Genomic DNA, 22,447 nt, shown 5'->3' with positions numbered 1-22,447 from the left:
CATTACGTCTCGATAAGGCAGCATATATAGCTGCCTTTATTTTTATTACTAGCTGTATATGAGAACTATACATAAGAGCTATATACGAGAATGAAACCTATTATGCACGCTAGCTAATCGGTTACCACTGGCAAAATGAGGCGTTTTAGGCTAAAATCTAGGCGATTCAAATACTCTAGCGTCAATGACCCATATTGATAGTGGTTGATTATCATATTAGAGTCGCCATTTAGAGCATACACGACCTATCTATTTTACACTTCTTCATATTTTATTGATCATACATTACTGACCATAAGGATGTTTCTCGTGAGCAACGCTGATACCTTACGCCAATTACATCAAGACCACTTGAACAACTACAACAATCAAGAGCAACAAGCGATTGAGCTTATGGGGCTACTAAATAAGCTCTATAACAAGCAAGACGTACAAGTGACTTTGTTTGGCGAAACGCTAGACTCTACCTCAGTTGGTCAAATACTTGCTTTACATCAAAAAGTAGCGCTACGCGACCATGGCGCCAAAGCTATCGATATCGCTGATACTCTAGCGATGGTAAAAGTTATCTCAGAAAACACTGATATCCAAGCCACTCGTATCGATGTTGGTCAACTGATTGCTAATGATACTGACTTGCAAACCGCTCTACAGTCTATCAATAACGCTGGTGCTGTAAATGGCGCGACAGATGTTGTGCTTTACGGTTTTGGCCGTATTGGTCGTATCTTGACTCGTCTGCTATTGTCACAAGCGTCAAGCGCAAAAGGTCTACAACTAAAAGCAATCGTTGTACGTCCAGCCGCTGCTGGTGACTTGGCTAAGCGTATTTCATTGCTTGAGCGTGACTCAATCCATGGTAGATTTTTAGGCGGCATCAGCATTGATGATGATAATAACGGCATGATCGTTAACGGTCGTTTTGTACAAGTTATCTATGCCAAAGACCCAAGCGAAATCGACTATACTGCTTATGGTATCGACAATGCTCTTGTTATCGATAACACAGGTATCTGGAAAGACGAAGCAGGCCTTGGCAAACACTTACAGTCTACTGGCGTGAAAAAAGTGCTACTAACAGCACCTGCTGGCGGCGATATTAAAAACGTCGTTTATGGTGTGAACAATGATACCGTTGGTGATGATACGATCGTTAGTGCTGCTAGCTGTACGACCAATGCGATTACGCCAACGCTGAATGTATTGAATGATGAGTACGGTATTGTAAATGGTCATGTAGAGACTATTCACTCATTTACCAATGATCAGAACTTGGTTGATAACTATCATAAAGCAGACCGCCGTGGTCGTAGTGCGGTGATGAATATGGTTATCACCAGTACTGGTGCTGCAAAAGCCGTTGGTAAAGCATTGCCAGAACTAAACGGTAAGCTAACGGGTAACGCTATTCGTGTACCAACACCAAACGTCAGCCTAGCAATCTTGAACGTGAATCTAAAAACTGCACCAGCAAGCGCTGATGCGTTGAATGAGTTCTTGCGTAAAATGGCCAATAGCAGCACTTGGCAGTCGCAGATTGCTTATACGGATTCTACAGAAGCGGTATCAACGGATTTCGTTGGTACGACTCATGTTGGTATTATCGATGCTCAAGCCACTATTTTGACTGACAACCAAGCTATCGTATATGTTTGGTACGACAACGAAGTAGGTTATAGTACTCAGGTATTGCGTTTGGCGACGCAAATGGCCGGAATCAGATACGCTCAGATTCCAGCATAGATTACTAAATACAGTAGAGCAATAACGTCATACCAAGTATAGTAGCGCTATCGTGTCACAAGAATGGCGCTGTAGCAGATGCTACTTTAAATAGCTTGGTAGGATTTTAACTGTCATACTTAAACACCCGATAGTCCGATTGATTATCGGGTGTTATTGTCATAATGGGCACTAAGTAAAAGTAGTATTTATATAGTGCTCGTTGCGACGCAACAACATAGCAAAACCCCAAAATACAACCGTTGGTTGTAACCAGTTTATAGACTGGATTGTGAATTAAGGAACGTAAGATGCGATTTATTGATGAAGCCGTCGTAACGGTAAAAGCAGGTGACGGTGGTAACGGAATCGCCAGTTTTCGCCGAGAGAAATATGTCCCGCGTGGTGGACCTGATGGTGGTGATGGCGGCAAGGGCGGAGATGTGTATGTCATTGCAGAAGACAACACCAACACCCTAGTTGACTATCGTTATACGCGTCGTCATGACGCCATGCGTGCTGAGAACGGCCATAGTAGAAACTGTTCAGGTAAAGGGTCTGATGATCTTTATTTACCAGTACCAGTTGGTACGACGGTAGTTGATACCGAGACAGACGAAGTATTGGGCGATTTGATTGAGATCGGCCAGACACTACTGATTGCCAAAGGTGGTGATGGTGGTCTGGGTAATACCCATTTCAAAAGCTCGACCAACCAAGCGCCGCGTAAAGCGACGTCAGGTTTTGAAGGTGAGCTAAAAGTTCTTAAGTTTGAGCTAAAAGTAGTGGCTGATGTTGGTTTGATTGGTTTGCCGAATGCTGGTAAATCGACCTTTATCCGTCAAGTCTCTGCTGCTAGACCAAAAGTGGCTGACTATCCGTTTACCACGCTAGTACCAAACTTGGGTGTGGTCGATATTGGTCGTCATCGCTCATTTGTGATGGCAGATATTCCTGGTCTTATCGAGGGTGCATCAGAAGGCGCAGGACTTGGTATTCGCTTCTTGAAGCATGTTGCGCGTACGCGTCGTCTGCTACACTTAGTTGATGTTAAGCCTGTTGATGGCAGCGACCCAGTTGAGAATGCTCGCGTTATTTTAAATGAGCTTGAGCGTTTTTCTCCTGAATTGGCCAACTTGCCGCAGATTTTGGTATTAAACAAAATCGATCAGGTCAATGATGAAGATTTGAATGCGCTTTGTACTCATATCGTCGCAGAGCTTGGTTGGACTGGTATGGTCTTCCGTACGGCAACGCTAACTGGTGAAGGCGTTGATGCGGTCAAATATCATCTAATGAATGATATCGAACTTGAGCGTGAGCGTGAAATAGAAGATCCTATCTTCGCTGAAGCACAAAAAGAACGTTTCGAGCGTTTAGAAGCTGAAGTACGTCTTAACACTGAAGCACAGCGTGAGGCATATCGTGCAGCTCGTAAAGCAGCACGTGAAGGCTTGGATACGTCTGATTTTGACGACGATGATGACGATGGCGTTGAGGTAATGTACGTTCCTTAAGCTAGTATGCTTGAGCAGTTATACTTGAATTGTGAATTTAATCCCTACAATCAATTGATATGAAAAAAAGGAGTTTATATGGCAGATGACATAGCAAACACGATGGAAGAAGCAAGATTTGTTAAGCAAACTCGCAACTTTGATATTCAGCGCGTTATTGTCAAAATTGGTTCATCACTATTAACCAATAACGGTCGAGGGCTGGATCGTACTGCCATATATGAGTGGGCAAAGCAAATTGCTAAGCTGCACAAAAAAGGCGTTGAGGTACTGCTAGTATCATCAGGTGCTGTTGCTGAAGGTGTGGTACGTATGAACCTTGAGGAACGTCCTAAGAAACTAGCAGCACTACAAGCCTGTGCTTCTATTGGTCAAATGGGGTTGATTGAAACATGGTGGTCAGCTTTGATTCAGCATGGCATTCAAAGCTCACAGCTACTGCTAACTCATGATGACTTGTCTAATCGTAGTCGTTACCTCAATACGACTGGGGCGCTGACACAGTTATTAGAATGGCGCGTACTACCTGTTATTAATGAGAACGATACCATCACGATTGATGAGATTAAATTTGGCGATAACGATACCTTGGGTGCGATGGCAGCCGCGATGGTTAATGCTGATTTGTACATCATTTTAACCGATCAAGAAGGTGTCTTCACTGATAATCCACGTGATAATCCTGACGCCAAGATGATTCGCCAAGAACGTGCAATGGCGGATTACTTGTTTGATATTGCAGGAGACGGCGGTAAGCTTGGACGCGGTGGTATGTTAACCAAAATTCGCGCTGGACGCCTTGCTGCAATGGGCGGATGTCCTACTGTTATCGTTAGCGGTGCTATCGATGACGTTATCACTCGTGTGGTATCAGGCGAAGCCGTAGGTACATTGCTAACGACTAATGACGAAGATAAAATCATCGCACGTAAACAGTGGCTAGCTGCGCATCTGCGCATGTCAGGTAGCTTGGTCGTTGATGCAGGTGCTGCAAGAGCATTGACTGAGCACAATAGAAGTTTGTTACCAGTGGGTGTTGTAGAAGTGCAGGGCGGATTTGATGAAGGTGATGTGGTAGAAATCATCCATCAAGATACTGGCGAACGTATTGCCGTTGGGCAGGTAAACTTCTCATCGAATGATGCGCGCCGCGTCGCTCGTGAGCGTACTGAACAGTTCGATAAGATCTTTGGCAGTAGCGAAGAACGTGTCGTCATGGTACACCGCGACAATCTTGCATTAACTGTATAGCGCTTTCATATAACCTTTTTTATTCAACTTATTTTATCCAGCACAATATCCATTTATAAATATGGATATTGTGCTGTTTTGGAGATTTGTACATGAGTGCTTCAGACGGTAGTAACTCGGTTCAGCAACAATTTGCACCTTTAAAAAATGATAGATTGCTACGTGCATTACGTTTTGAGCCCATTGATACCACACCGGTATGGATGATGCGTCAAGCTGGTCGTTATTTACCAGAATATAAAGCCACTCGTGCTGAAGCGGGTGACTTTATGAGTCTGTGCAAAGATACAGCCCGCGCTACTGAAGTAACTCTACAGCCATTGCGTCGTTATGATTTAGATGCCGCTATTTTATTTAGTGATATTCTAACTATCCCTGATGCAATGGGACTTGGCTTGTATTTCGAAACAGGTGAAGGCCCTAAGTTCAAATACCCTATCCGTGAGCAGGCTGATCTTGATAGATTGCCAGTGCTTGAGCCAAACGATTCTCTAGACTATGTCATGCGAGCCGTAACCAGCATTCGTAAAGCATTGAATGGTCAAGTTCCACTATTTGGTTTTTCTGGTAGTCCGTGGACGTTGGCTACTTATATGATAGAAGGCGGTAGCTCGAAGGATTATCGTTATACCAAAGGCTTCTTATATAGTAACCCTGATTTTTTACATCAATTATTAGATAAGCTTGCGACGTCAGTTATTGACTATTTAGATGCCCAAATCGTTGCTGGCGCTCAAATTGTACAGATATTCGATAGTTGGGGCGGGGCGTTAGGCCATCGTCAATTTATCGAATTTTCACACATTTATAATAAACGTATTGTCGCTGAACTAAAAGAACGTCATCCACAAGTACCTGTAGTGCTATTCACTAAAGGTGGTGGGTTATGGCTTGATATTCAGGCTGACAGCGAAGCGGACGTGTTAGGTTTAGATTGGACGATGCCGATTGATCGTGCGCGTCAAGTATTGACTGAAAGTCAGCGTCAATTGACCAAAAAGCATAAGAAATTGCAAAGCAGCAAAGCTATCCAAGGCAACCTAGATCCAGCGACGTTATATGGTTCGCCTGCGACAATTCGTTCTGAAGTCAATGCGATGCTTGACCGTGCTTACGCTGATGGTGAAAAGACTGGTTACATAGCAAACTTAGGTCATGGCATCACCCAATGGGTCAATCCTGACAATGCCAAAGTGTTTGTGGATGCAGTACACGATTATAAAATTTAAGAGTCAGAATATTTAGAGACTGGTTCTGTATTTGTAGAATTACGCGCATTACATACAGGCAAACATAGAATCTATCAGTGCATATTTAGTATTTACCAAGAAAAGGGTGTTTTATGATTTCAGCAGCGATCGTCGGTGGTACAGGCTATACGGGTATTGAGCTCATTCGCTTATTATCTGCTCATCCTGAGGTTTCTATTGATTTATTAACTTCTCGTAGCGAAGCTGGCACTCGTGCTGATGAAATCTTCCCAAGCTTACGCGGTGTATCTGACATCGTTTTTAGCGACTTGGGTGATAATACGCTTGCCGCATTGCAAAAATGCGATGTTGTGTTTTTTGCGACGCCGCATGGTGTTGCAATGAAGCAAGCTGAAGCGCTTACACAAGCTGGCGTCAAGGTCATCGATTTGGCTGCTGATTTTCGTTTGCAGTCATTAACTGACTTTGAGCACTGGTACAAACAGTCACATGCTTGTCCTGAGTTGTTGAAAACAGCAGTCTACGGCTTACCAGAAATTAATCGTGACAAGCTTGCGAATGCGTTACTAGTAGGCAACCCAGGCTGTTATCCAACTACTGCAATTTTGGGTCTAAAACCAATTATCGAAGCCCAGAATAAGCAAGCAGAGCGTTTGATCGAGTCTCGTATCGTTATCGATGCAAAATCTGGCGTGTCTGGTGCAGGTCGTCAAGCATCACTTGCACTTAACTATGCTGAGACAACAGATAGCTTTAAGGCTTATAGCGTCGAAGGTCATCGCCATTTACCAGAGATTGAGCAGGGTGTTGCACAGTTACTAGACAGTCAATTCGCGCATCGTATTCGCTTTTTGCCGCATTTAGTACCGATGATTCGTGGCATGCTAAGCTCTATTCATATGGAACTGACTGATGCAGGTGCGGCTATCGATTGGCAGCAAGCGTTTGAAAATAGCTATGCGTCAGAGTTGTTTGTTGATGTCATGCCAAAAGGTCTTTATCCCGATACGCGTAGTGTTCGCGCTAGTAACCGTCTACGCATTGCGGTACATCAGGACAATGAGCGTGCTGAGCTAACAGTTATCGTCGTTCAGGATAACTTAGTTAAAGGTGCTGCTGGGCAGGCTGTGCAAAACATGAACGTGATGTTCGGTTTTGATGAGTCAATGGGGCTGAACTTTGCACCGATTGTTCCTTAATATCAACGACTTCATATTCCAATCATTCACATTTACGGTGCTAGGTATTGATTATAAATTCGGCTATAATGACTTGCCCTTACCCTTAAGAGATACTGTCTAAATGCGTGTTCAGCTCGTACTACGCTTTTGCTCACAGCCAGCACGTCTATCGTGCAAAGACTCAGTTATACCTAGCTTGGAGCGCAAACAGCATTCCTTTAGAAATAATAATGTCCCGATAAGTGGTATTGCTAGCTCACAACGCGGTGCTTCTACATTGGTATTGGCACTGTTTGTTGTAGCCGTATTAGTGACAGCGGTGGTTGGGCTAATATTTGGTCATAAGCTTGGCTACCAACGTGGCCTTCATTCGATGGAAACAGAAGCCAAGCAAGCAATCATCGATAGCACTGAAGCGACACAAGCACTAGAAGATTTGCGCCTTAGCAATAAGATAGCTACTAACCAAGCGGCAACTGCCAAACAAGAACTGGCCATCAGTTTGGCTAATTTAAAAGAACTGCGTGAGAGCCAGCAAGAATTAACAGTAGAAAATAAGCAAGTATCACAGCTCAATGAGCTGTATTCAGATGCTATCCGTAAGAAAGGTGGTATGCCTTTACAGGTATTAGGTGCCAAAATTTCGCCACTACCTGAAAATGCTTTTGAGTATGGTTTTGATATTGGGATGCTCAGTAGCGATGGTCAAGCCAAACGCTTAAGGCCTGTATTGACGTTACTTAACAATGATGACCTTGTAGAAGTACCACTTGACCCTGCATATCATATGATCGAAGGTATCGTCCGGATACGTGGTCGCTTTGTAATGCCGTCAGGCTTTAGACCATTGCAAGCCAAACTGACTTTGCAAGCTGGTGGTCAAAAAGTAGAGCAGTTGTATGACTGGAAGCTCGGTGATAGTGTGGATAACATGCTACCATCGCTCTTAGATTTACCAGAAGTTGATGAAAGTCCTATCGTACCTTAATTACCTCATGTCTTAATGAAATACTCAGTGACGATGCTGTGGTTGAAATCAAAGCACAATGACCTTAATTAGTAGTTGTGCTTTATACCATGCCTTATCGCCTGCCTTAACAATCTCTTCTATCTTAAACTTACCTTATAATTATATTTTGATTATGATGAAAAAAATGATATCACAAGCCACGCCAACGGTTGCTGATTGGCACTTTCCCAATATGCCTGCTCATCGTGCACAAGACGGTGATACCGATGGTGAAACCTCACCGCAAGCAGATGTATTGGTCGCAGAGCCTGAAGTAGCCAAACCGCCTATGTATGCGGTCGTTATGTACAATGACAACTACACGCCGATGGAGTTTGTTGTATACATATTGCAGTCAGAATTTCGTCATAGTATGGATTCTGCGATCGAGATTATGCTGACTATTCATAATAGCAGCAAAGGTATTGCTGGCATTTATCCTAAAGATATCGCCGAGACCAAGGCCAAAAAAGTAAATAGTCTGGCACATCGTGAAGGTTATCCGTTATTAACTCAAATCGAACCGCATCAAGGCGAGTAGAGCAATTTATTAATTTCTTATACTGATATATGGCTCTATTAAAGCTTTATCTAATATTTTGTACTTCTAAGTAATCTATATCAAAGCTCACCTTTATAGTGAGCTTTTTTGACTTTTCAGTCACTTCTCTTATATATGAAATTTGCCTCTTAAAATAGTTTTATTATCTATATGATATTGATTTCTATGGCAAATAACCCTATCTATTAAAATAGCCAGTTCTATAGTTTTGGACTAAGTATCTCCGTTGAACTTGCTAAAACTCTGTCATTTCTAGCTTCTAAAATATCAATCTCTCTTTCTATCTAATCTATCTAATCAGTTTTTCAACATTTAATATTCGTTATTAAGGTTGTCGCTACTAGCTTGTAGCACGCTTTGATACATTTTAGTCTGTGTTAATAGATTGACTCCGTCGAAGTATCGTGTTGATATAAAGAAAAGCGGCCATTGATAGTTGTGATTACTGTTGGCTGATAGCGAGATTATAGTATTTAGTCAATAGTCTACCGCTCACCTCATTTATTCATGACTTCTAATAATACGAATATAGCCCTTGAACAATTCATCTACCGCCCTGATTTACTTACTAACTCATTCATAAAACTATCAATTATAAAGATAGATATAACCGTAGGAAGTTGTTATGTTAAGTCGTCATCTTGAAGTTTCTCTACGTTTAGCAATGACGCTTGCGCGCCAAAAATCGCATGAGTATCTCACTGTTGAACATTTGCTTTTGGCCTTATTAGAAAACACTCATGCTGCCAATACGTTGACTGCTTGTAATGCTAATGTCTCGGCGTTGCGTACCGAGCTTGAGGTTTATATTAATAAACATACGCCAACCATCGATGCTGATACAGAACAGTCACCGCAGCCGACTCAAAGCTTTGATCGTATCTTGCAACGTGCTATTTTTCACGTGCAGTCGATCGGTGGTGGTCGTTTGGTAGAAGGCTCTGATATTTTAGTCTCTATGTTTTCAGAGCATGATACCTATGCTGTCTACCTGCTTAAAAAGCAAGGCATCAGTCGCCTTGAGCTAACTCAGTATTTATCACACGGCCAAGATAAAGAAGAGCCTTCTGAATCACGTGGTTCTGCAGGTACTGAGCGTCGTAGTGCCTCTGAAAAGACCAGTAAAGATCCATTGGTTGAATTTGCGACCAATCTAAACCAGCGAGCCGCTGAAGGTAAAACAGATCCTTTGATTGGGCGTGCTTCTGAAATTGAACGTGCTGCCCAAGTACTGTGCCGTCGTCGCAAAAATAACCCATTGCTAGTAGGTGAGCCTGGTGTAGGTAAAACCTCTATCGCTGAAGGTCTAGCATGGTTAATCATCAACGATAAAGCACCGAAGCCACTTAATGGTTGCGTGATTTATAGCCTTGATATCGGTTCATTGATTGCGGGAACTAAGTATCGCGGTGACTTTGAAAAACGCATGAAATCATTGCTTGATGCGCTAAAGAAAAAACCAAATGCTATTCTTTTTATTGATGAAATTCATATGATTATTGGTGCTGGTTCATCTATGAGCAGCAATATGGATGTGTCTAATTTGATTAAGCCAGCGCTTGCTAACGGTGAGCTGCGTTGTATCGGTTCAACAACCTTTACTGAATATCGCCAAGTATTTGAAAAAGATCATGCATTGTCGCGTCGTTTCCAAAAAATCGATGTCAAAGAACCCAGTGTGGATGACACTATCGATATCCTGCGTGGTCTGAAACCTCGTTATGAAGAGTTCCATAATGTTGAATATACGGATGAAGCGTTGGTCACAGCGGTACAGTTATCAGCCAAGCATATTCATGAGCGTTTTTTACCTGACAAAGCCATTGATGTGATTGACGAAGCAGGTGCATATAAGCGCTTAGGTGTGGTGCCTGATGTCGATGATGTCGAAGCGGAAGAAAGTTTCATTGCTGATTTAGAGCAAGATTTTGATGCGCAGATTGATGCTGATATCGAAGGTATCGATGGTGATACAGATAATGAAATGCAGGATGAAGCAGCGACTGCGAAAGCGAGCGATAGTGCTAAATCAGCAGATGGTGTGAAATTGTCAAAAGGTCAAAAGCCACCAATGAAAATCGATGTTGCTGATATCGAAGCTATTATTGCTAAATTGGCACGTATTCCACCCAAATCTGTATCAAGTGATGATAAGAGTATCCTTGAGCATTTAGATCGAGATCTTAAGCACTTGGTATTTGGGCAAGATGAGGCGATTGCTACGTTAGCCGATGCTATCAAGCTATCACGTGCAGGATTGAAAGCCCCAGATAAGCCAATCGGTTCATTTATGTTTGCAGGTCCGACTGGGGTGGGTAAAACAGAAGTGTCGCGTCAGCTAGCGAACCTGTTAGGTGTAGAATTAGTACGCTTTGATATGTCAGAGTACATGGAAGCGCACACGGCATCACGTTTGATTGGCGCGCCTCCAGGTTATGTTGGCTATGATCAAGGCGGCTTACTTACTGAAAAAATCAATCAGCATCCACATTGTGTGTTGTTGCTTGATGAGATTGAAAAGGCGCATCCGGATGTCTTTAACTTGTTACTACAAGTGATGGATCATGGGACGTTGACCGATAATAATGGTCGTGTGGCCATCTTTAAGCAAGTCATCGTTATTATGACAACGAACGTTGGTGCTGATAGTATCAGTCGCTCGTCAATGGGCTTTACTCAACAAGACCATAGTCGTGATAATACAGAGTCGCTGAAACGTGTCTTTACGCCAGAGTTCCGCAATCGCTTAGATGCTATAATTCAGTTCAACCCTCTAGATACGTCAGTTGTTGTATCGGTTGTCGATAAGTTCTTAGTTGAATTACAAGTACAGCTTGATGATAAGCAAGTGACATTAGAGATTGATGATGATGTACGTGACTACTTGGCGGATAAAGGCTATGACCGTCTAATGGGTGCACGTCCGATGCAGCGTCTGATTCAAGATGAAATCAAAAAACCATTGGCAAGTATGATTTTATTTGGAGATTTGGTTAATGGCGGGGTAGTACGCCTGACCTTAGAGCCTAAAGTCGATGATTCTCAAGAGAGTGATACGATGAAGCTTGATAAGGTATCAGACAAAGGCTCAGCTGATAGTCGTATTATTCTGACAGTCGTTGAAACTCATGAGCCACATCCTGATTCTGAGTCTTTAGCCAGTTAAGTTATTTAATATTAACATCATAAAAACGGCTACCGTATTACTGCGGTAGCCGTTTTTTTATTGCTATAATTCATCAACAAAGCTCATACTATTTTTTGTTAGTATGATTATTTACAGTAAGCTAGCTTTAACGAAGCTATGGAACTTATAACAAGTATAAAAAGGACACACTATGGAACTGTTTGATGAACCGATAACCAAGACCCCAGAACAAAAACAAGCGATTTTAGACAATGTCCGTTTACCAGAAGACTGGAAAACGGCATTAGCAGATGAATTAACGTCTGAGAATATGGACAATCTACGCGCATTTTTAAAGGAAGCCTATCAGTCGGATGATAGTATCTATCCGCCTGCACCGTTGATGTTCAATGCGCTGAACCTTACGCCGTTATCACAAGTCAAAGTGGTAATCTTGGGCCAAGATCCTTATCATCGTCCAGGTCAGGCTATGGGGTTATCATTTTCTGTTCCTAAAGCCATTCCTAAGCCACCATCATTAAATAATTTACTTAAAGAAATGGCAGATGACATTGGCATTCGCCCTTCAGCGCATGGTGATTTGACATATTGGGCGCAGCAAGGTGTTCTACTGCTTAACAGCTCACTAACTGTACGAGAAGGCGAGCCAAACAGTCATCAGAATAAAGGCTGGGAGCAGTTTACTGATGCCGTCATCGATGCCGTCAATGAACAGACAAAGCATACCGTGTTTATTTTGTGGGGTAGTAAGGCCCAGAAGAAAGGCAAGTATATCGATACCGATAAGCATTTGATTCTGACAGCGGTACATCCATCACCACTAGCGGCAAACCGTGGTGGCTTCTTTGGCACTAAACCTTTTTCTAAAACAAATGACTACTTGGTACAGTATGGCCAAACTCCAATTGACTGGCAATTACCACAATAAATGCAAAATATACAGAATATAAGATTAATGCCGTACCAATCTTCAACTATTCAATCTAACACCTTTTGGTCAGTTGAAGATGTTAAATGGATGCGAGAGGCAATCCAACTTGCTAAGCAAGGTGCTGAGCGTGGAGAGGTGCCGGTAGGTGCGGTATTGGTACATGATCAGCAAGTTATCGGCCAAGGATTTAATCAACCAATTAGTAGCCATGATGCTACTGCTCATGCAGAGATAGTTGCATTGAGAGACGCCTGTACGCGTTTAGAAAATTATCGATTGCCGCTACAGGCTACTTTATATGTCACTCTGGAGCCGTGTACGATGTGTATCGGCGCTCTAATCCATGCGCGTGTAAACAAGTTGGTGTATGCAGCGAGTGAACCGCGTGCTGGGATGGTTGGTAGTCAAATGGACTTATCGTTACAACCTTTCTATAACCATAGTATTCAAGCCTATAATGGATTATGCAGCGAGCATAGTAGTCAAATACTCAAAACATTTTTTCGTGAGCGTAGGCAAGCGGCGAAAAAGAATAAGGCTAATATGTAAACTCAAAATACTAATAAACAAGATATCAGTCTTGGTGCTAGTGGTCACGATGATTTTTTGCTATAATATTGCCCTATTTGATAGCACCCACCTTGATGGGATATTAAAGACTTAACATACGAATAAATATCGTTTTATTAATGACATACGATAAGCGATATAAGTAACGCATATTATTGAGTAAGTATTATGACTAGTCCTACACCTGATAATGTTTTACTCAATACAGAGAATAGCCACAACTCATCAGTGCGCTATCCTGTTATTTGTATCGATGGTCCTAGTGGCGCTGGTAAAGGCACGGTTACATGGCGTCTAGCACAAGTGTTAGGCTATCAGTTATTAGACTCTGGTGCGCTTTATAGAATTGTTGGGCTAAAAGCCTTTGAAGCGGGTCTAATCAGCGCAGATGCTAGCCAACCAATTGACGAAGATGCTGTATTAGCATTGACTGAAAGCTTAGAGATAGCGTTTGTACCAAACAATGACTCAGGACGTGTAGATATCATTGTTAATGGACAAGCAGTAGGTGAGCAAGTACGCAATGAAACGGTCGGAGGCTATGCATCACAGATAGCTGTCTTTCCACAAGTTCGTCAAGCATTGCTAAAGCTACAACAAGATATGGCCACTCGTTCAGGTTTGGTTGCTGATGGTCGCGATATGGGTACGGTTGTTTTCCCAGATGCTGATGTTAAAGTATTTTTGACGGCCAGTGCTGAAGCACGTGCAGAGCGCCGTGTGACTCAGTTATTGAATGTTGGTCAAACAGCAGATTTTGAGGCTATTTTAGCGACGATAAAAAAGCGTGATGATCGTGATGAAAATCGCAGTACAGCGCCATCGAAGCCTGCGGCAGATGCATTATTACTTGATAGTTCAGCGCTTAATGCTGATGCAGTATATGAGCAGGTCAAAAAGCATTGCCAAGATAAAGGTGTATTTTTCACTAGTTAGTCATTTAATAGCTAGTAAAAACAACATATTAAGTACTAAAAAGTTTCCTATTAATCATTGTTTTAGTATAAAATAATACGGTTAAGTGAAATTTTATTGAAGCAGTAAGAAAAATTTAGTTTATTTAAGATATTGCATTCGATATAAGACAGTTGTTGTTAGTCAGTTTTAATTACGATGAGCTCACTATCAACAAACGTTTTTTTATATGATTGCATGGGATATAAAACCAGTATTTCGTTCTATACAATCATAAATTTGATCCGTACTGTGCTGGACAGGATACGGCTATACAAAGGTAGACATAATGGAATCATTTGCTGAACTATTTGAAGCGAGCATTGAAGAGCAGGGCCTAGATATCGAGCGTGGCTCGGTTATTACAGGTGCTGTTGTGGCCATCGATAGTGATTGGATCACAGTAGATACTGGTCTTAAATCTGAAGGTATCGTCGCTCGTGAAGAGTTTTTAAGCGAAGAAGGCGAACTTGAAGTTGAAGTTGGCGATAGCGTTGATGTCGTAGTTGAAGCGGTTGATAACGGCATGGGTCAAACCTTGCTGTCACGTGAGAAAGCTAAACGTGTTGAAACTTGGAACTTCCTTGAAAAAATCGCTGATAACGATGAAATCGTTAAAGGTATTATCTCAAGCAAAGTTAAAGGCGGTTTCACTGTAGATATCGGTTCAGTACGCGCGTTCTTACCAGGTTCATTGGTAGATGTACGTCCTATCCGTGATACAACGCATCTTGAAGGCAAAGAGCTAGAATTCAAAGTCATCAAACTTGACCAGAAGCGCAACAACGTTGTTGTTAGCCGTCGTGCAGTTATGGAAGCTGAAAATTCAGCTGAGCGCGAAGAGCTATTGAACAAGCTTGAAGAAGGCATCGAGATCGAAGGTATCGTTAAGAACCTTACTGATTACGGCGCGTTCGTTGATCTAGGTGGTATCGATGGTTTATTGCACATCACTGACATGGCATGGCGCCGTATCAAGCATCCATCTGAAGTTGTTGAAGTTGGCCAAGACCTAAAAGTTAAAGTATTGAAGTTTGACCGTGAACGCAACCGCGTTAGCCTAGGTCTAAAACAACTTGGTACTGATCCTTGGGATAACGTTGGCGGCACTTACCCAGTAGGTAGTGTTGTAAAAGCTCGCGTAACCAACTTGACTGACTATGGTTGTTTCGCTGAGATTTCTGAAGGTATCGAAGGTCTAGTACACGTATCAGAAATGGATCATACCAACAAAAACATCCACCCATCTAAAGTTGTTCAAGTGGGCGATGAAGTTGAAGTAATGATTCTTGATATCGATGAAGAACGTCGTCGTATCAGCCTAGGTATCAAACAAACTCTAGCTAACCCATGGGATGAGTTTGATAAGAAACATGAGCGCGGTGATAAAATCACTGGTACTATCAAATCAATCACTGACTTCGGTATCTTTATCGGTCTAGACGGTGGTATTGATGGTCTTGTTCATCTATCTGATATCTCTTGGAACGAAACTGGCGAAGATGCTATCCGTAACTACAATAAAGGCGACACCGTTGAAGCAATGGTATTGTCTGTAGATGCAGAAGCTAACCGTATCAGCCTAGGCGTTAAGCAGTTAAGCTCTGATCCATTCAACGAATACCTAGTCAACAATGACCGTGGTGCTATCGTTAATGGTAAAGTAAAAGAAGTAGACGCTAAAGGCGCTACTATCGAACTTGCTGATGAAGTTGAAGCTTATCTACGTGCTTCTGAAATCCAACGTGACCGCGTTGAAGATGCAACTAAGCATCTGACTGTTGGTGATGACGTTGAAGCGAAAATCATCAGTGTTGATCGTAAAACACGCAACATCAACTTGTCTATCAAAGCGAAAGACGAAGCTGAAGAGCGTCAAGCGATTAAAGATCTTGGTAGCACCAACACTACTGCTGCTCCAGGTTCTGATGCACAGCCAAAAACTATTGGTGATTTGATCAAAGAGCAAATGCAATAAGCTGCAAACTATTGATATAAAAGTAATATAAAAAAAGCGACTTCGGTCGCTTTTTTTTATGATTAGATTTTATTAACACAGTTAGTAATAGAGGTTTTTAGCCAAATGGGCAAACTCTTATTCCCATTTACGCTAATATCCGCTATCATTTGCACCATTGAGTAACGAGATGATAGTTATAAACTTTTTATAGTCATAATATGATTCTGAATGTTAGTTTTCAAAGATTCAGTATATATAGTTTAATTATACAAACGCATTTACGTACTATAGAGCGTTGACTTATCATCAGCTTATCCATCAATCAACAAGGCAAGCGTAATAATGCAGCAAGCGATTAACAAATCCGAATTTATTAGTAATTTGAGTGCAAACTGTGACAACATGGCAGATACCGTGGTTGATGACGCAGTGCGTGAAATCTTAAACTTGATGACCCATACTTTAGCCAATGATGGCCGAGTCGAAGTTCGCGGATTCGGTAGTTTTTGTCTACATCACCGCCGTGCCCGTATGGGGCGCAATCCTAAGACAGGTGAAAGCGTACCTGTACCGGCTAAAGCGATCCCACATTTTAAGCCAGGTAAGGCTTTGCGCGAAGCAGTAAACGATACGGTAGCAAACGGTTAATTAAACCAGCACTGGCTATCTAACCGTCAAAATTTATCATTCCAAACTGAGGTAACTGTCTCATGCGCTTTCTACTATTTGTATTGCTGTTCTTGAGCTTTGCCTATTCACTTGGTTTGGTATTGGCAAATAATACTGAGGTCGGAGTCAACCTACTGTTTTCACAAGCACCTACGATGAATCTAGGGTTGCTACTTATTTTGTGTTTGATGCTAGGTATTGTTATTGGTATTTTACTGGCATTGCTTATCTTTCGTGTGCTACAGAATAAGTGGGAAATCTCACGTCTGCAGAAAGCAAACGCAAATCTACAAGAGCAATTGACTCAAGCCAATACAGTTATCGATCGTCAAGCAAGCGCGCCGACAGTGGATGAAGCTGTTTATGGTGCTTCTGCTGCCAATGTGCAAAGTAGTGACGCAACTAGCCTAACTGAAGGCTCTACTCTGTCTAAGCGTAGACGAGATTAAGTCGTTAAGTGATTTTTTATGTGATCTGCTAGGTGATAGCTTAACGAACGCAGTACTGACCTCAAATACAATACTTTGATAACTTCAAAATATATGGTAAAACCATGAATAATGTAATTAACTCTCCAGTTGTCGTCGCTCTAGACAATATGACGGTAGAGGCGTCTTTGGCGCTAGCTGATCAGTTAGATCCATCCCAATGTCGATTGAAAGTCGGTAAAGAGCTGTTTACCCGTTGTGGTCCTGATATCATCAAGGCATTACATCAACGTGATTTTGAAGTGTTCTTAGACTTAAAATTCCATGACATTCCGAACACCACTGCTCAAGCAGTATTGGCTGCCGCTGAACTTGGTGTATGGATGGTGAATGTCCATGCTAGCGCAGGTCTAGAAGCTATGTCGTTGGCGAAACAGCGCTTGCTAGATAGAGATCTCGATACCTTGCTTATCGCAGTCACTGTATTAACCTCTATGGATAGTGAAGCGTTGATGCAAACAGGTATCACTGATAGCTTAGATACCCAAGTAAGCCGATTAGCACAATTGACCAAGCAAGCTGGTCTAGATGGGGTGGTGTGCTCTGCTCAAGAAGCAAAAGCACTTAAAGCATTATGTGGTCAGGATTTTAAATTGGTAACGCCTGGTATTCGCTTAGCTGAAGACAATGCAGATGATCAAAAACGTATCTGTACACCAAGTCAGGCGCTAATAGACGGTTCTGATTATTTAGTCATTGGTCGTTCGATCACTCAAGCTTCAGACCCTGCTGCTAAACTACAGACAATACTTCAAAGTATTTAAGTTTGAATAGATGTTAAGAAAAAGAGACAGCCTAAATGGCTGTCTTTTTACTTTTTGATGGCAAAGAAAAAGCTGCTACACTACTTAAATTTATTCTTACAACCTTTCTAAAATATAATAACTATATGAAAAACGCTTATTTAGCTAAATATCAGTAGTACTGCTATGAGCGTTTATCGCTAATTAGATTTTTAATAATAACGCCACTAAATGATGTTGGATAATATGAAATTACAGATATTGAGTGACTTACATATTGATAGTTATGCACGTCAATTGCACCCCGTTGGACATATTCCCAAAACTGATGCAGATTTAGTATTAGTAGCAGGAGATACTGCTAATAGCGACAAAGGCATGCCGTGGCTGCAAGAACAAGCGGCGCGCTTAGAAGTCCCCCTGATTACTATCGCTGGTAATCATGAATACTTTGATGAAGACGTGTTGAGCTTTGACCGTAAACTGGCAACTTGGGATAACTATGATGCTGTGTCTAAAAAAGGGGTTCGCGTCTTACAATGTCAGCATATCGATATCGGTGATATACGCCTTTTAGGTTGTACGCTTTGGACCGACTATCAGTATCATGCTAATGAAGACACCATGGCCGCTGCTCGTCATTTCATGCGTGATTACAAGCAAATCTATGCAGACAATGAATTGTTTTCACCTGAAGTATCTATGCAAATTCATGCCAAGCATCGTCAGTGGCTACAGCAAGCATTGATCGAATCTCATGAACTAGGTAAAAAAACAGTAGTCATGAGTCATCATAGCGTCAGTGCATTATCGGTGTCTGAAAAATATGCCAATCTACCGAGTAATGCGGCTTTCGTTAGTGACTTGTCAGGATGGATGCACGAAGACTGGGCACCGATGCTATGGGTACACGGACATACTCATGAAGCATTTGATTATAAAATTGGTAATACGCGAGTGATTGTCAATCCACGAGCCTATCCTAATGAGGTCAGTAGTACGGCATTAGAGTTTGCATGGGACAAAGTTATTGATATTGGCTAGGACCGTGTGTAAATAAAGGGCAAACCTCCATTTATTTTAGGTATAGACTCTTTTGAATAAAGCGTTTTTTTTTAAAGAGTGCAGAGTATTTATAAGATATATTGCAACTAGATTTGTCTGTGGTTCATTCCTGATAAGAAATCTGCTAGGCTTGCTGTCATGAGTAAATATCTAAATAACACCCTGTCCAAAATATCTGCTGACAAGCTTGCGAGTCACACCCCAAGCGCGCCTGCACCTTCGCACCTACCAGATAGTATGATTTCCTCTGTCAGCCTATTGCCTGAAAACAAGCGACTGATATTATTTACTAGGCACTCTTTACGCGAGCGTTCTGACGGTAATGGTTTTGCTAGCTATCAGTTGCCGTTGACTCCCAAAGGTCGCATACTGGCAAAGTCTTGGGGTCGGTGGTTATCAGGTCATCTACCATATTCGCTCGACGTCGATAGTATCTCTAGTCCTATTGGGCGTTGTATCGATACCGCGCAGCTGATGCAAGAGGGGGCAGGACTACGGCGTGACATTACGCATCAATCATTGTTAGTTGAGCCTGGCAGTCTCGTCACTGAGCCTGAAATAGCCAATCCTGTGTTCAAAGAAATTGGCGTCCTAAACTTTATCAATCGCTTTTTGCAAGGCAATCTCGAAGGGACCAAAAACACCTATCAAGGCGGTTTGGATATTTTGTCGCTTTTTTACCAGAATCAGCCACAGCACGGCCATCTGATGCTCGCTGTGAGTCATGACACGTTGCTATCTGCATTCTTAGCGGTTATGTTCGATGTGGTAGAGATTGATTGGAATGATTGGCCAAAGATGATGGAAGGCGTATTTTTATGGTTTGATGATAAGCCATTTGATCAAGCGAGCGCGTATTTCATCTGGCGGGGTCAGGTATATACTCGGCCGATTAGTTCATTATTAGACGGTTATCGTGCAGCTGGTTACCATCCTAGTAAATTGCTATTGCCGCCAGAAGTGCAGTGGAATTGATATTTTATTCAAACATTGGGATGATTTCGTAGAGAAGCTGTTCATTGAATACGTTTTGAATAGGCATAAAAAAACCTTGCCACGGTATTAGAACCAGTGACAAGGTTTTAGTCATTACGCTATAAAAGCGAAATGCGGTCTAACCAATACAAATCTTAAGCTTGTAGGCCTTTGATTGTTTTGTTTAGGCGGCTCTTACGACGAGCAGCTTTATTCTTATGAATAATACCTTTGTCAGCCATACGATCAAGAACTGGTACCGCTTTTTTGTAAGCTTCGGTAGCCGCGTCATAATCTTTAGCTGCGATAGCCGCATCAACACGTTTTAAGTAAGTACGAACCATAGAGCGTTGTGACGCAGAGTTCTGACGACGTTTGGTGTTTTGACGGGCGCGTTTACGAGCTTGTGCAGTATTAGCCACGCGTATCTCCTTGATAAAGATAGATAAAAATATGAATGTTGATTGCAATAATGGGTTTAACAATCATCGGTGACGAGCAGCCGTCTCGTCAAATATGATGTCGATGTCTAATATTAAAGTATCTAATATGAATAGATCATCGTAAGCGTCAGAGCTGTTTGGAATAATTAAACAGCGTTGACGTGTAAAGCCGATTATCTTAGCAAATTATTGAACTAAGGACAATATATTTGATGATTAATGCTCAAAGAAGTTACGTAATATCATCGAATTCGGGTCATTCTAGTAACTAAATCAATAGTAAGCGTTGATAGACGTAGAGGGTTGATAAAATCTCTTACAATATATCCTATATAATAGCGTCAGTTATTGAGGAATTTAGGTATGATATTCTAACGATATACCTTGATATAGGTATTTTATATAGGTATTTTCTCATCAATATAGTTCATCTAATGTTATATAAGTGGATAGGGTATGCAGCGAAAAGCAATTGTGATTGGCGCAACGGGGTTAGTAGGGCAGCATTTGGTAAAGCAACTGAGTGAGCTTTATGACACATTGATTGTGATTGCCCGCCGCCCGCCACGCTACATTAATGCCAGCATGCGGTTTTATCAAATCAATGATTTTGATAATCTCTCAGAAGTGTTTGCAAGCGTTGGTGCAGACCGAACTACGGATGCTTTTAGTTGTTTGGGTACGACAAAAAAGCAGGCTGGTAGTGATGAGGCTTTTCGCAAGGTAGATCGAGACTATAACGTAAACTTTGCCAAGTTATGTCGTGACAAAGGGGTAGAGAATTTCTTTTTACTCTCTTCAATGAATGCAGATATTGACAGTCGTTTTTTATACAATCGAGTCAAGGCTGAGACAGAGCAGGCTGTTATGGCATTAGATTTTGGACAATTGGTCGTCTTCCGCCCGTCATTATTGCTTGGTAAGCATAAAGGTCGTCCGCTTGAGAGCATTGGTCAAAAAGCCTTTAAACTCATCTCGCCGCTCGTGTCAGAGTCGCTATCGTTACATCCTATTTCTGCTAAACGCGTTGCCAGCGCCATGGCCATGAGTGCTCATGATATCTATCATCGTAGTAAGTACCGTACTGAGCCTCAAATCAAGCGTACTGATATTATCGAAAATAAGCAGATGCTAGCGATGACCCGTGTCAAAAAATAAAAGGACAGTTTGTCTAGTGACAGATTCAGTCTCAAAACTGGAAAGCTACAGATATCGATTGTTAATTGCATTGGGACAAGATTGCATTAGAACAAGAATACAAGAGTAAAAAATACAATAACTTTTATCAAAGCATCAATAAGTATTGAAAAACCAGTCAGTTGAATTACTAAAACAAGGAGCAGGAGCAATGTCAGAATCGATACAAATGGATAGAGGAAATTTTGTCACTTGTGATCTATTGGATGCCAATCCTGAGTCGCAAGTATGCTTACCAAATATCGAAGGTAAGTCATTCCGTCAGTTTGGTGCAAAAGACAGATTCTGCGGTGAAATCGTGACGGTTAAATGCTTTGAAGATAATAGCCGTGTTAAATCTCTATTAAATAGCGATGGTAAAGACAAAGAAGGCAATGGGAAAGTGTTGGTCGTTGATGGCGGCGGCTCTATGCGCTGTGCATTACTAGGCGATATGATTGCACAATCAGCTATCGACAACGGCTGGGCTGGGGTAATTGTATATGGTTGTGTCCGCGATGTTGATGACATGGCAGAGATGGATCTTGGGGTGATGGCGCTTGGTTGTATCCCGCGTAAATCAACCCGCCGTGATGAAGGTCAAATAGATATCGAAATCAGCTTCGGTGATTTGACGTTGAATTCAGGTATGTTCGTTTATGCTGATAACAATGGCATTATTGCTAGTGATAAATCACTTATCAGCTGAAGTTTTAGGCTTGGCTTGATTAGTAAAAACGAAAACCTCAGCTGATAAGTTGGGGTTTTTTGTTATGTAATGACAGTTAAAGCGCAATAATCGTTGTTAACCCTCAATCGTTAATGAGTAAACTTTTAAGTGACAAACCGTTACGGCATAAGTTTTGGTAATT

At 41.8% G+C, this 22,447-nt stretch carries 19 protein-coding genes and 1 pseudogene; 19 read left to right on the top strand and 1 reads right to left on the bottom strand.

What is annotated here, in order from left to right:
• The first annotated feature begins 300 nt into the window (after nt 1-300).
• The 17 genes and pseudogenes from Q0788_RS04130 to Q0788_RS04050 all read left to right on the top strand — a co-directional run bounded on the left by Q0788_RS04130 (nt 301) and on the right by Q0788_RS04050 (nt 19,956).
• On the top strand, nt 301-1,743 hold the full coding sequence (locus Q0788_RS04130) for a glyceraldehyde-3-phosphate dehydrogenase (protein WP_298808075.1): 1,443 nt from the start codon (nt 301-303) through the stop codon (nt 1,741-1,743).
• Between the two features lie 290 nt (nt 1,744-2,033).
• Nucleotides 2,034-3,239, top strand: a complete 1,206-nt coding sequence (cgtA, locus tag Q0788_RS04125) for an Obg family GTPase CgtA (protein WP_101206151.1) — start codon at nt 2,034-2,036, stop codon at nt 3,237-3,239.
• 78 nt (nt 3,240-3,317) lie between these two features.
• Entirely contained in the window at nt 3,318-4,490 is a 1,173-nt protein-coding gene (gene proB, locus Q0788_RS04120) for a glutamate 5-kinase (RefSeq protein WP_057759177.1), read from the top strand.
• A gap of 92 nt (nt 4,491-4,582) precedes the next feature.
• The gene (gene hemE, locus Q0788_RS04115; protein ID WP_298808071.1) at nt 4,583-5,719 is read left to right on the top strand and encodes a uroporphyrinogen decarboxylase; all 1,137 of its coding nucleotides are present in this window, start codon (nt 4,583-4,585) and stop codon (nt 5,717-5,719) included.
• Between the two features lie 113 nt (nt 5,720-5,832).
• Nucleotides 5,833-6,900, top strand: a complete 1,068-nt coding sequence (gene argC / locus Q0788_RS04110) for an N-acetyl-gamma-glutamyl-phosphate reductase (RefSeq protein WP_201567000.1) — start codon at nt 5,833-5,835, stop codon at nt 6,898-6,900.
• A gap of 103 nt (nt 6,901-7,003) precedes the next feature.
• On the top strand, nt 7,004-7,870 hold the full coding sequence (locus Q0788_RS04105; RefSeq protein WP_298808069.1) for a hypothetical protein: 867 nt from the start codon (nt 7,004-7,006) through the stop codon (nt 7,868-7,870).
• 166 nt (nt 7,871-8,036) lie between these two features.
• Nucleotides 8,037-8,432 (top strand): ATP-dependent Clp protease adaptor ClpS, encoded by a 396-nt coding sequence (locus Q0788_RS04100; protein ID WP_298808066.1) that lies wholly within the window; start codon nt 8,037-8,039, stop codon nt 8,430-8,432.
• A 646-nt stretch (nt 8,433-9,078) separates the two neighbouring features.
• Nucleotides 9,079-11,475 (top strand): annotated as a pseudogene (locus Q0788_RS04095) (AAA family ATPase); the annotation flags it as partial.
• 316 nt (nt 11,476-11,791) lie between these two features.
• Nucleotides 11,792-12,529, top strand: a complete 738-nt coding sequence (locus Q0788_RS04090) for a uracil-DNA glycosylase (RefSeq protein WP_298808062.1) — start codon at nt 11,792-11,794, stop codon at nt 12,527-12,529.
• Nucleotides 12,530-12,556: 27 nt separating this feature from the next.
• Nucleotides 12,557-13,081: a tRNA adenosine(34) deaminase TadA gene (tadA, locus tag Q0788_RS04085; protein ID WP_298808060.1), complete on the top strand. Its 525-nt coding sequence runs from the start codon at nt 12,557-12,559 to the stop codon at nt 13,079-13,081.
• A gap of 189 nt (nt 13,082-13,270) precedes the next feature.
• Nucleotides 13,271-14,038 (top strand): (d)CMP kinase, encoded by a 768-nt coding sequence (gene cmk, locus Q0788_RS04080; protein ID WP_298808056.1) that lies wholly within the window; start codon nt 13,271-13,273, stop codon nt 14,036-14,038.
• 307 nt (nt 14,039-14,345) lie between these two features.
• Entirely contained in the window at nt 14,346-16,034 is a 1,689-nt protein-coding gene (gene rpsA / locus Q0788_RS04075) for a 30S ribosomal protein S1 (RefSeq protein WP_057759193.1), read from the top strand.
• A 324-nt stretch (nt 16,035-16,358) separates the two neighbouring features.
• Nucleotides 16,359-16,664 carry an integration host factor subunit beta gene (locus Q0788_RS04070; protein WP_057759195.1) on the top strand — a complete coding sequence of 102 codons (306 nt, stop codon included), beginning with the start codon at nt 16,359-16,361 and terminating at the stop codon, nt 16,662-16,664.
• A 62-nt stretch (nt 16,665-16,726) separates the two neighbouring features.
• Nucleotides 16,727-17,134, top strand: a complete 408-nt coding sequence (locus Q0788_RS04065) for a lipopolysaccharide assembly protein LapA domain-containing protein (protein ID WP_102091942.1) — start codon at nt 16,727-16,729, stop codon at nt 17,132-17,134.
• Between the two features lie 104 nt (nt 17,135-17,238).
• Nucleotides 17,239-17,937: an orotidine-5'-phosphate decarboxylase gene (pyrF, locus tag Q0788_RS04060; protein ID WP_102091941.1), complete on the top strand. Its 699-nt coding sequence runs from the start codon at nt 17,239-17,241 to the stop codon at nt 17,935-17,937.
• Between the two features lie 225 nt (nt 17,938-18,162).
• A complete protein-coding gene (locus Q0788_RS04055) occupies nt 18,163-18,960 on the top strand; it encodes a metallophosphoesterase (RefSeq protein ID WP_298808053.1) in 798 nt (265 codons plus the stop codon).
• A gap of 159 nt (nt 18,961-19,119) precedes the next feature.
• Nucleotides 19,120-19,956 carry a histidine phosphatase family protein gene (locus Q0788_RS04050; protein ID WP_298808052.1) on the top strand — a complete coding sequence of 279 codons (837 nt, stop codon included), beginning with the start codon at nt 19,120-19,122 and terminating at the stop codon, nt 19,954-19,956.
• Between the two features lie 155 nt (nt 19,957-20,111).
• Here Q0788_RS04050 and rpsT read toward each other — a convergent pair whose 3' ends face one another.
• Nucleotides 20,112-20,378 carry a 30S ribosomal protein S20 gene (gene rpsT, locus Q0788_RS04045; RefSeq protein ID WP_010200097.1) on the bottom strand — a complete coding sequence of 89 codons (267 nt, stop codon included), beginning with the start codon at nt 20,376-20,378 and terminating at the stop codon, nt 20,112-20,114.
• 477 nt (nt 20,379-20,855) lie between these two features.
• Between rpsT and Q0788_RS04040 the strand changes: the two genes are divergently transcribed.
• Complete coding sequence (locus Q0788_RS04040) at nt 20,856-21,557, top strand: NAD-dependent epimerase/dehydratase family protein (protein WP_201571930.1); 702 nt, start codon at nt 20,856-20,858, stop codon at nt 21,555-21,557.
• Between the two features lie 190 nt (nt 21,558-21,747).
• On the top strand, nt 21,748-22,284 hold the full coding sequence (gene rraA, locus Q0788_RS04035; RefSeq protein ID WP_298808050.1) for a ribonuclease E activity regulator RraA: 537 nt from the start codon (nt 21,748-21,750) through the stop codon (nt 22,282-22,284).
• Nucleotides 22,285-22,447: the final 163 nt, after the last annotated feature.

This window comes from uncultured Psychrobacter sp. (assembly GCF_947500265.1).
GTDB lineage: Bacteria > Pseudomonadota > Gammaproteobacteria > Pseudomonadales > Moraxellaceae > Psychrobacter.
The sequence above is the reverse complement of the archived record's forward strand: the minus strand, read 5'-3'. Positions and strand labels throughout refer to the sequence as shown.

Coding starts and splice junctions, on each gene's coding strand:
- Q0788_RS04130 (WP_298808075.1), top strand. CDS start 301: ATGTTTCTCGTGAGCAACGCTGATACCTTACGCCAATTACATCAAGAC.
- cgtA (WP_101206151.1), top strand. CDS start 2,034: ATGCGATTTATTGATGAAGCCGTCGTAACGGTAAAAGCAGGTGACGGT.
- proB (WP_057759177.1), top strand. CDS start 3,318: ATGGCAGATGACATAGCAAACACGATGGAAGAAGCAAGATTTGTTAAG.
- hemE (WP_298808071.1), top strand. CDS start 4,583: ATGAGTGCTTCAGACGGTAGTAACTCGGTTCAGCAACAATTTGCACCT.
- argC (WP_201567000.1), top strand. CDS start 5,833: ATGATTTCAGCAGCGATCGTCGGTGGTACAGGCTATACGGGTATTGAG.
- Q0788_RS04105 (WP_298808069.1), top strand. CDS start 7,004: ATGCGTGTTCAGCTCGTACTACGCTTTTGCTCACAGCCAGCACGTCTA.
- Q0788_RS04100 (WP_298808066.1), top strand. CDS start 8,037: ATGATATCACAAGCCACGCCAACGGTTGCTGATTGGCACTTTCCCAAT.
- Q0788_RS04090 (WP_298808062.1), top strand. CDS start 11,792: ATGGAACTGTTTGATGAACCGATAACCAAGACCCCAGAACAAAAACAA.
- tadA (WP_298808060.1), top strand. CDS start 12,557: ATGCCGTACCAATCTTCAACTATTCAATCTAACACCTTTTGGTCAGTT.
- cmk (WP_298808056.1), top strand. CDS start 13,271: ATGACTAGTCCTACACCTGATAATGTTTTACTCAATACAGAGAATAGC.
- rpsA (WP_057759193.1), top strand. CDS start 14,346: ATGGAATCATTTGCTGAACTATTTGAAGCGAGCATTGAAGAGCAGGGC.
- Q0788_RS04070 (WP_057759195.1), top strand. CDS start 16,359: ATGCAGCAAGCGATTAACAAATCCGAATTTATTAGTAATTTGAGTGCA.
- Q0788_RS04065 (WP_102091942.1), top strand. CDS start 16,727: ATGCGCTTTCTACTATTTGTATTGCTGTTCTTGAGCTTTGCCTATTCA.
- pyrF (WP_102091941.1), top strand. CDS start 17,239: ATGAATAATGTAATTAACTCTCCAGTTGTCGTCGCTCTAGACAATATG.
- Q0788_RS04055 (WP_298808053.1), top strand. CDS start 18,163: ATGAAATTACAGATATTGAGTGACTTACATATTGATAGTTATGCACGT.
- Q0788_RS04050 (WP_298808052.1), top strand. CDS start 19,120: ATGAGTAAATATCTAAATAACACCCTGTCCAAAATATCTGCTGACAAG.
- Q0788_RS04040 (WP_201571930.1), top strand. CDS start 20,856: ATGCAGCGAAAAGCAATTGTGATTGGCGCAACGGGGTTAGTAGGGCAG.
- rraA (WP_298808050.1), top strand. CDS start 21,748: ATGTCAGAATCGATACAAATGGATAGAGGAAATTTTGTCACTTGTGAT.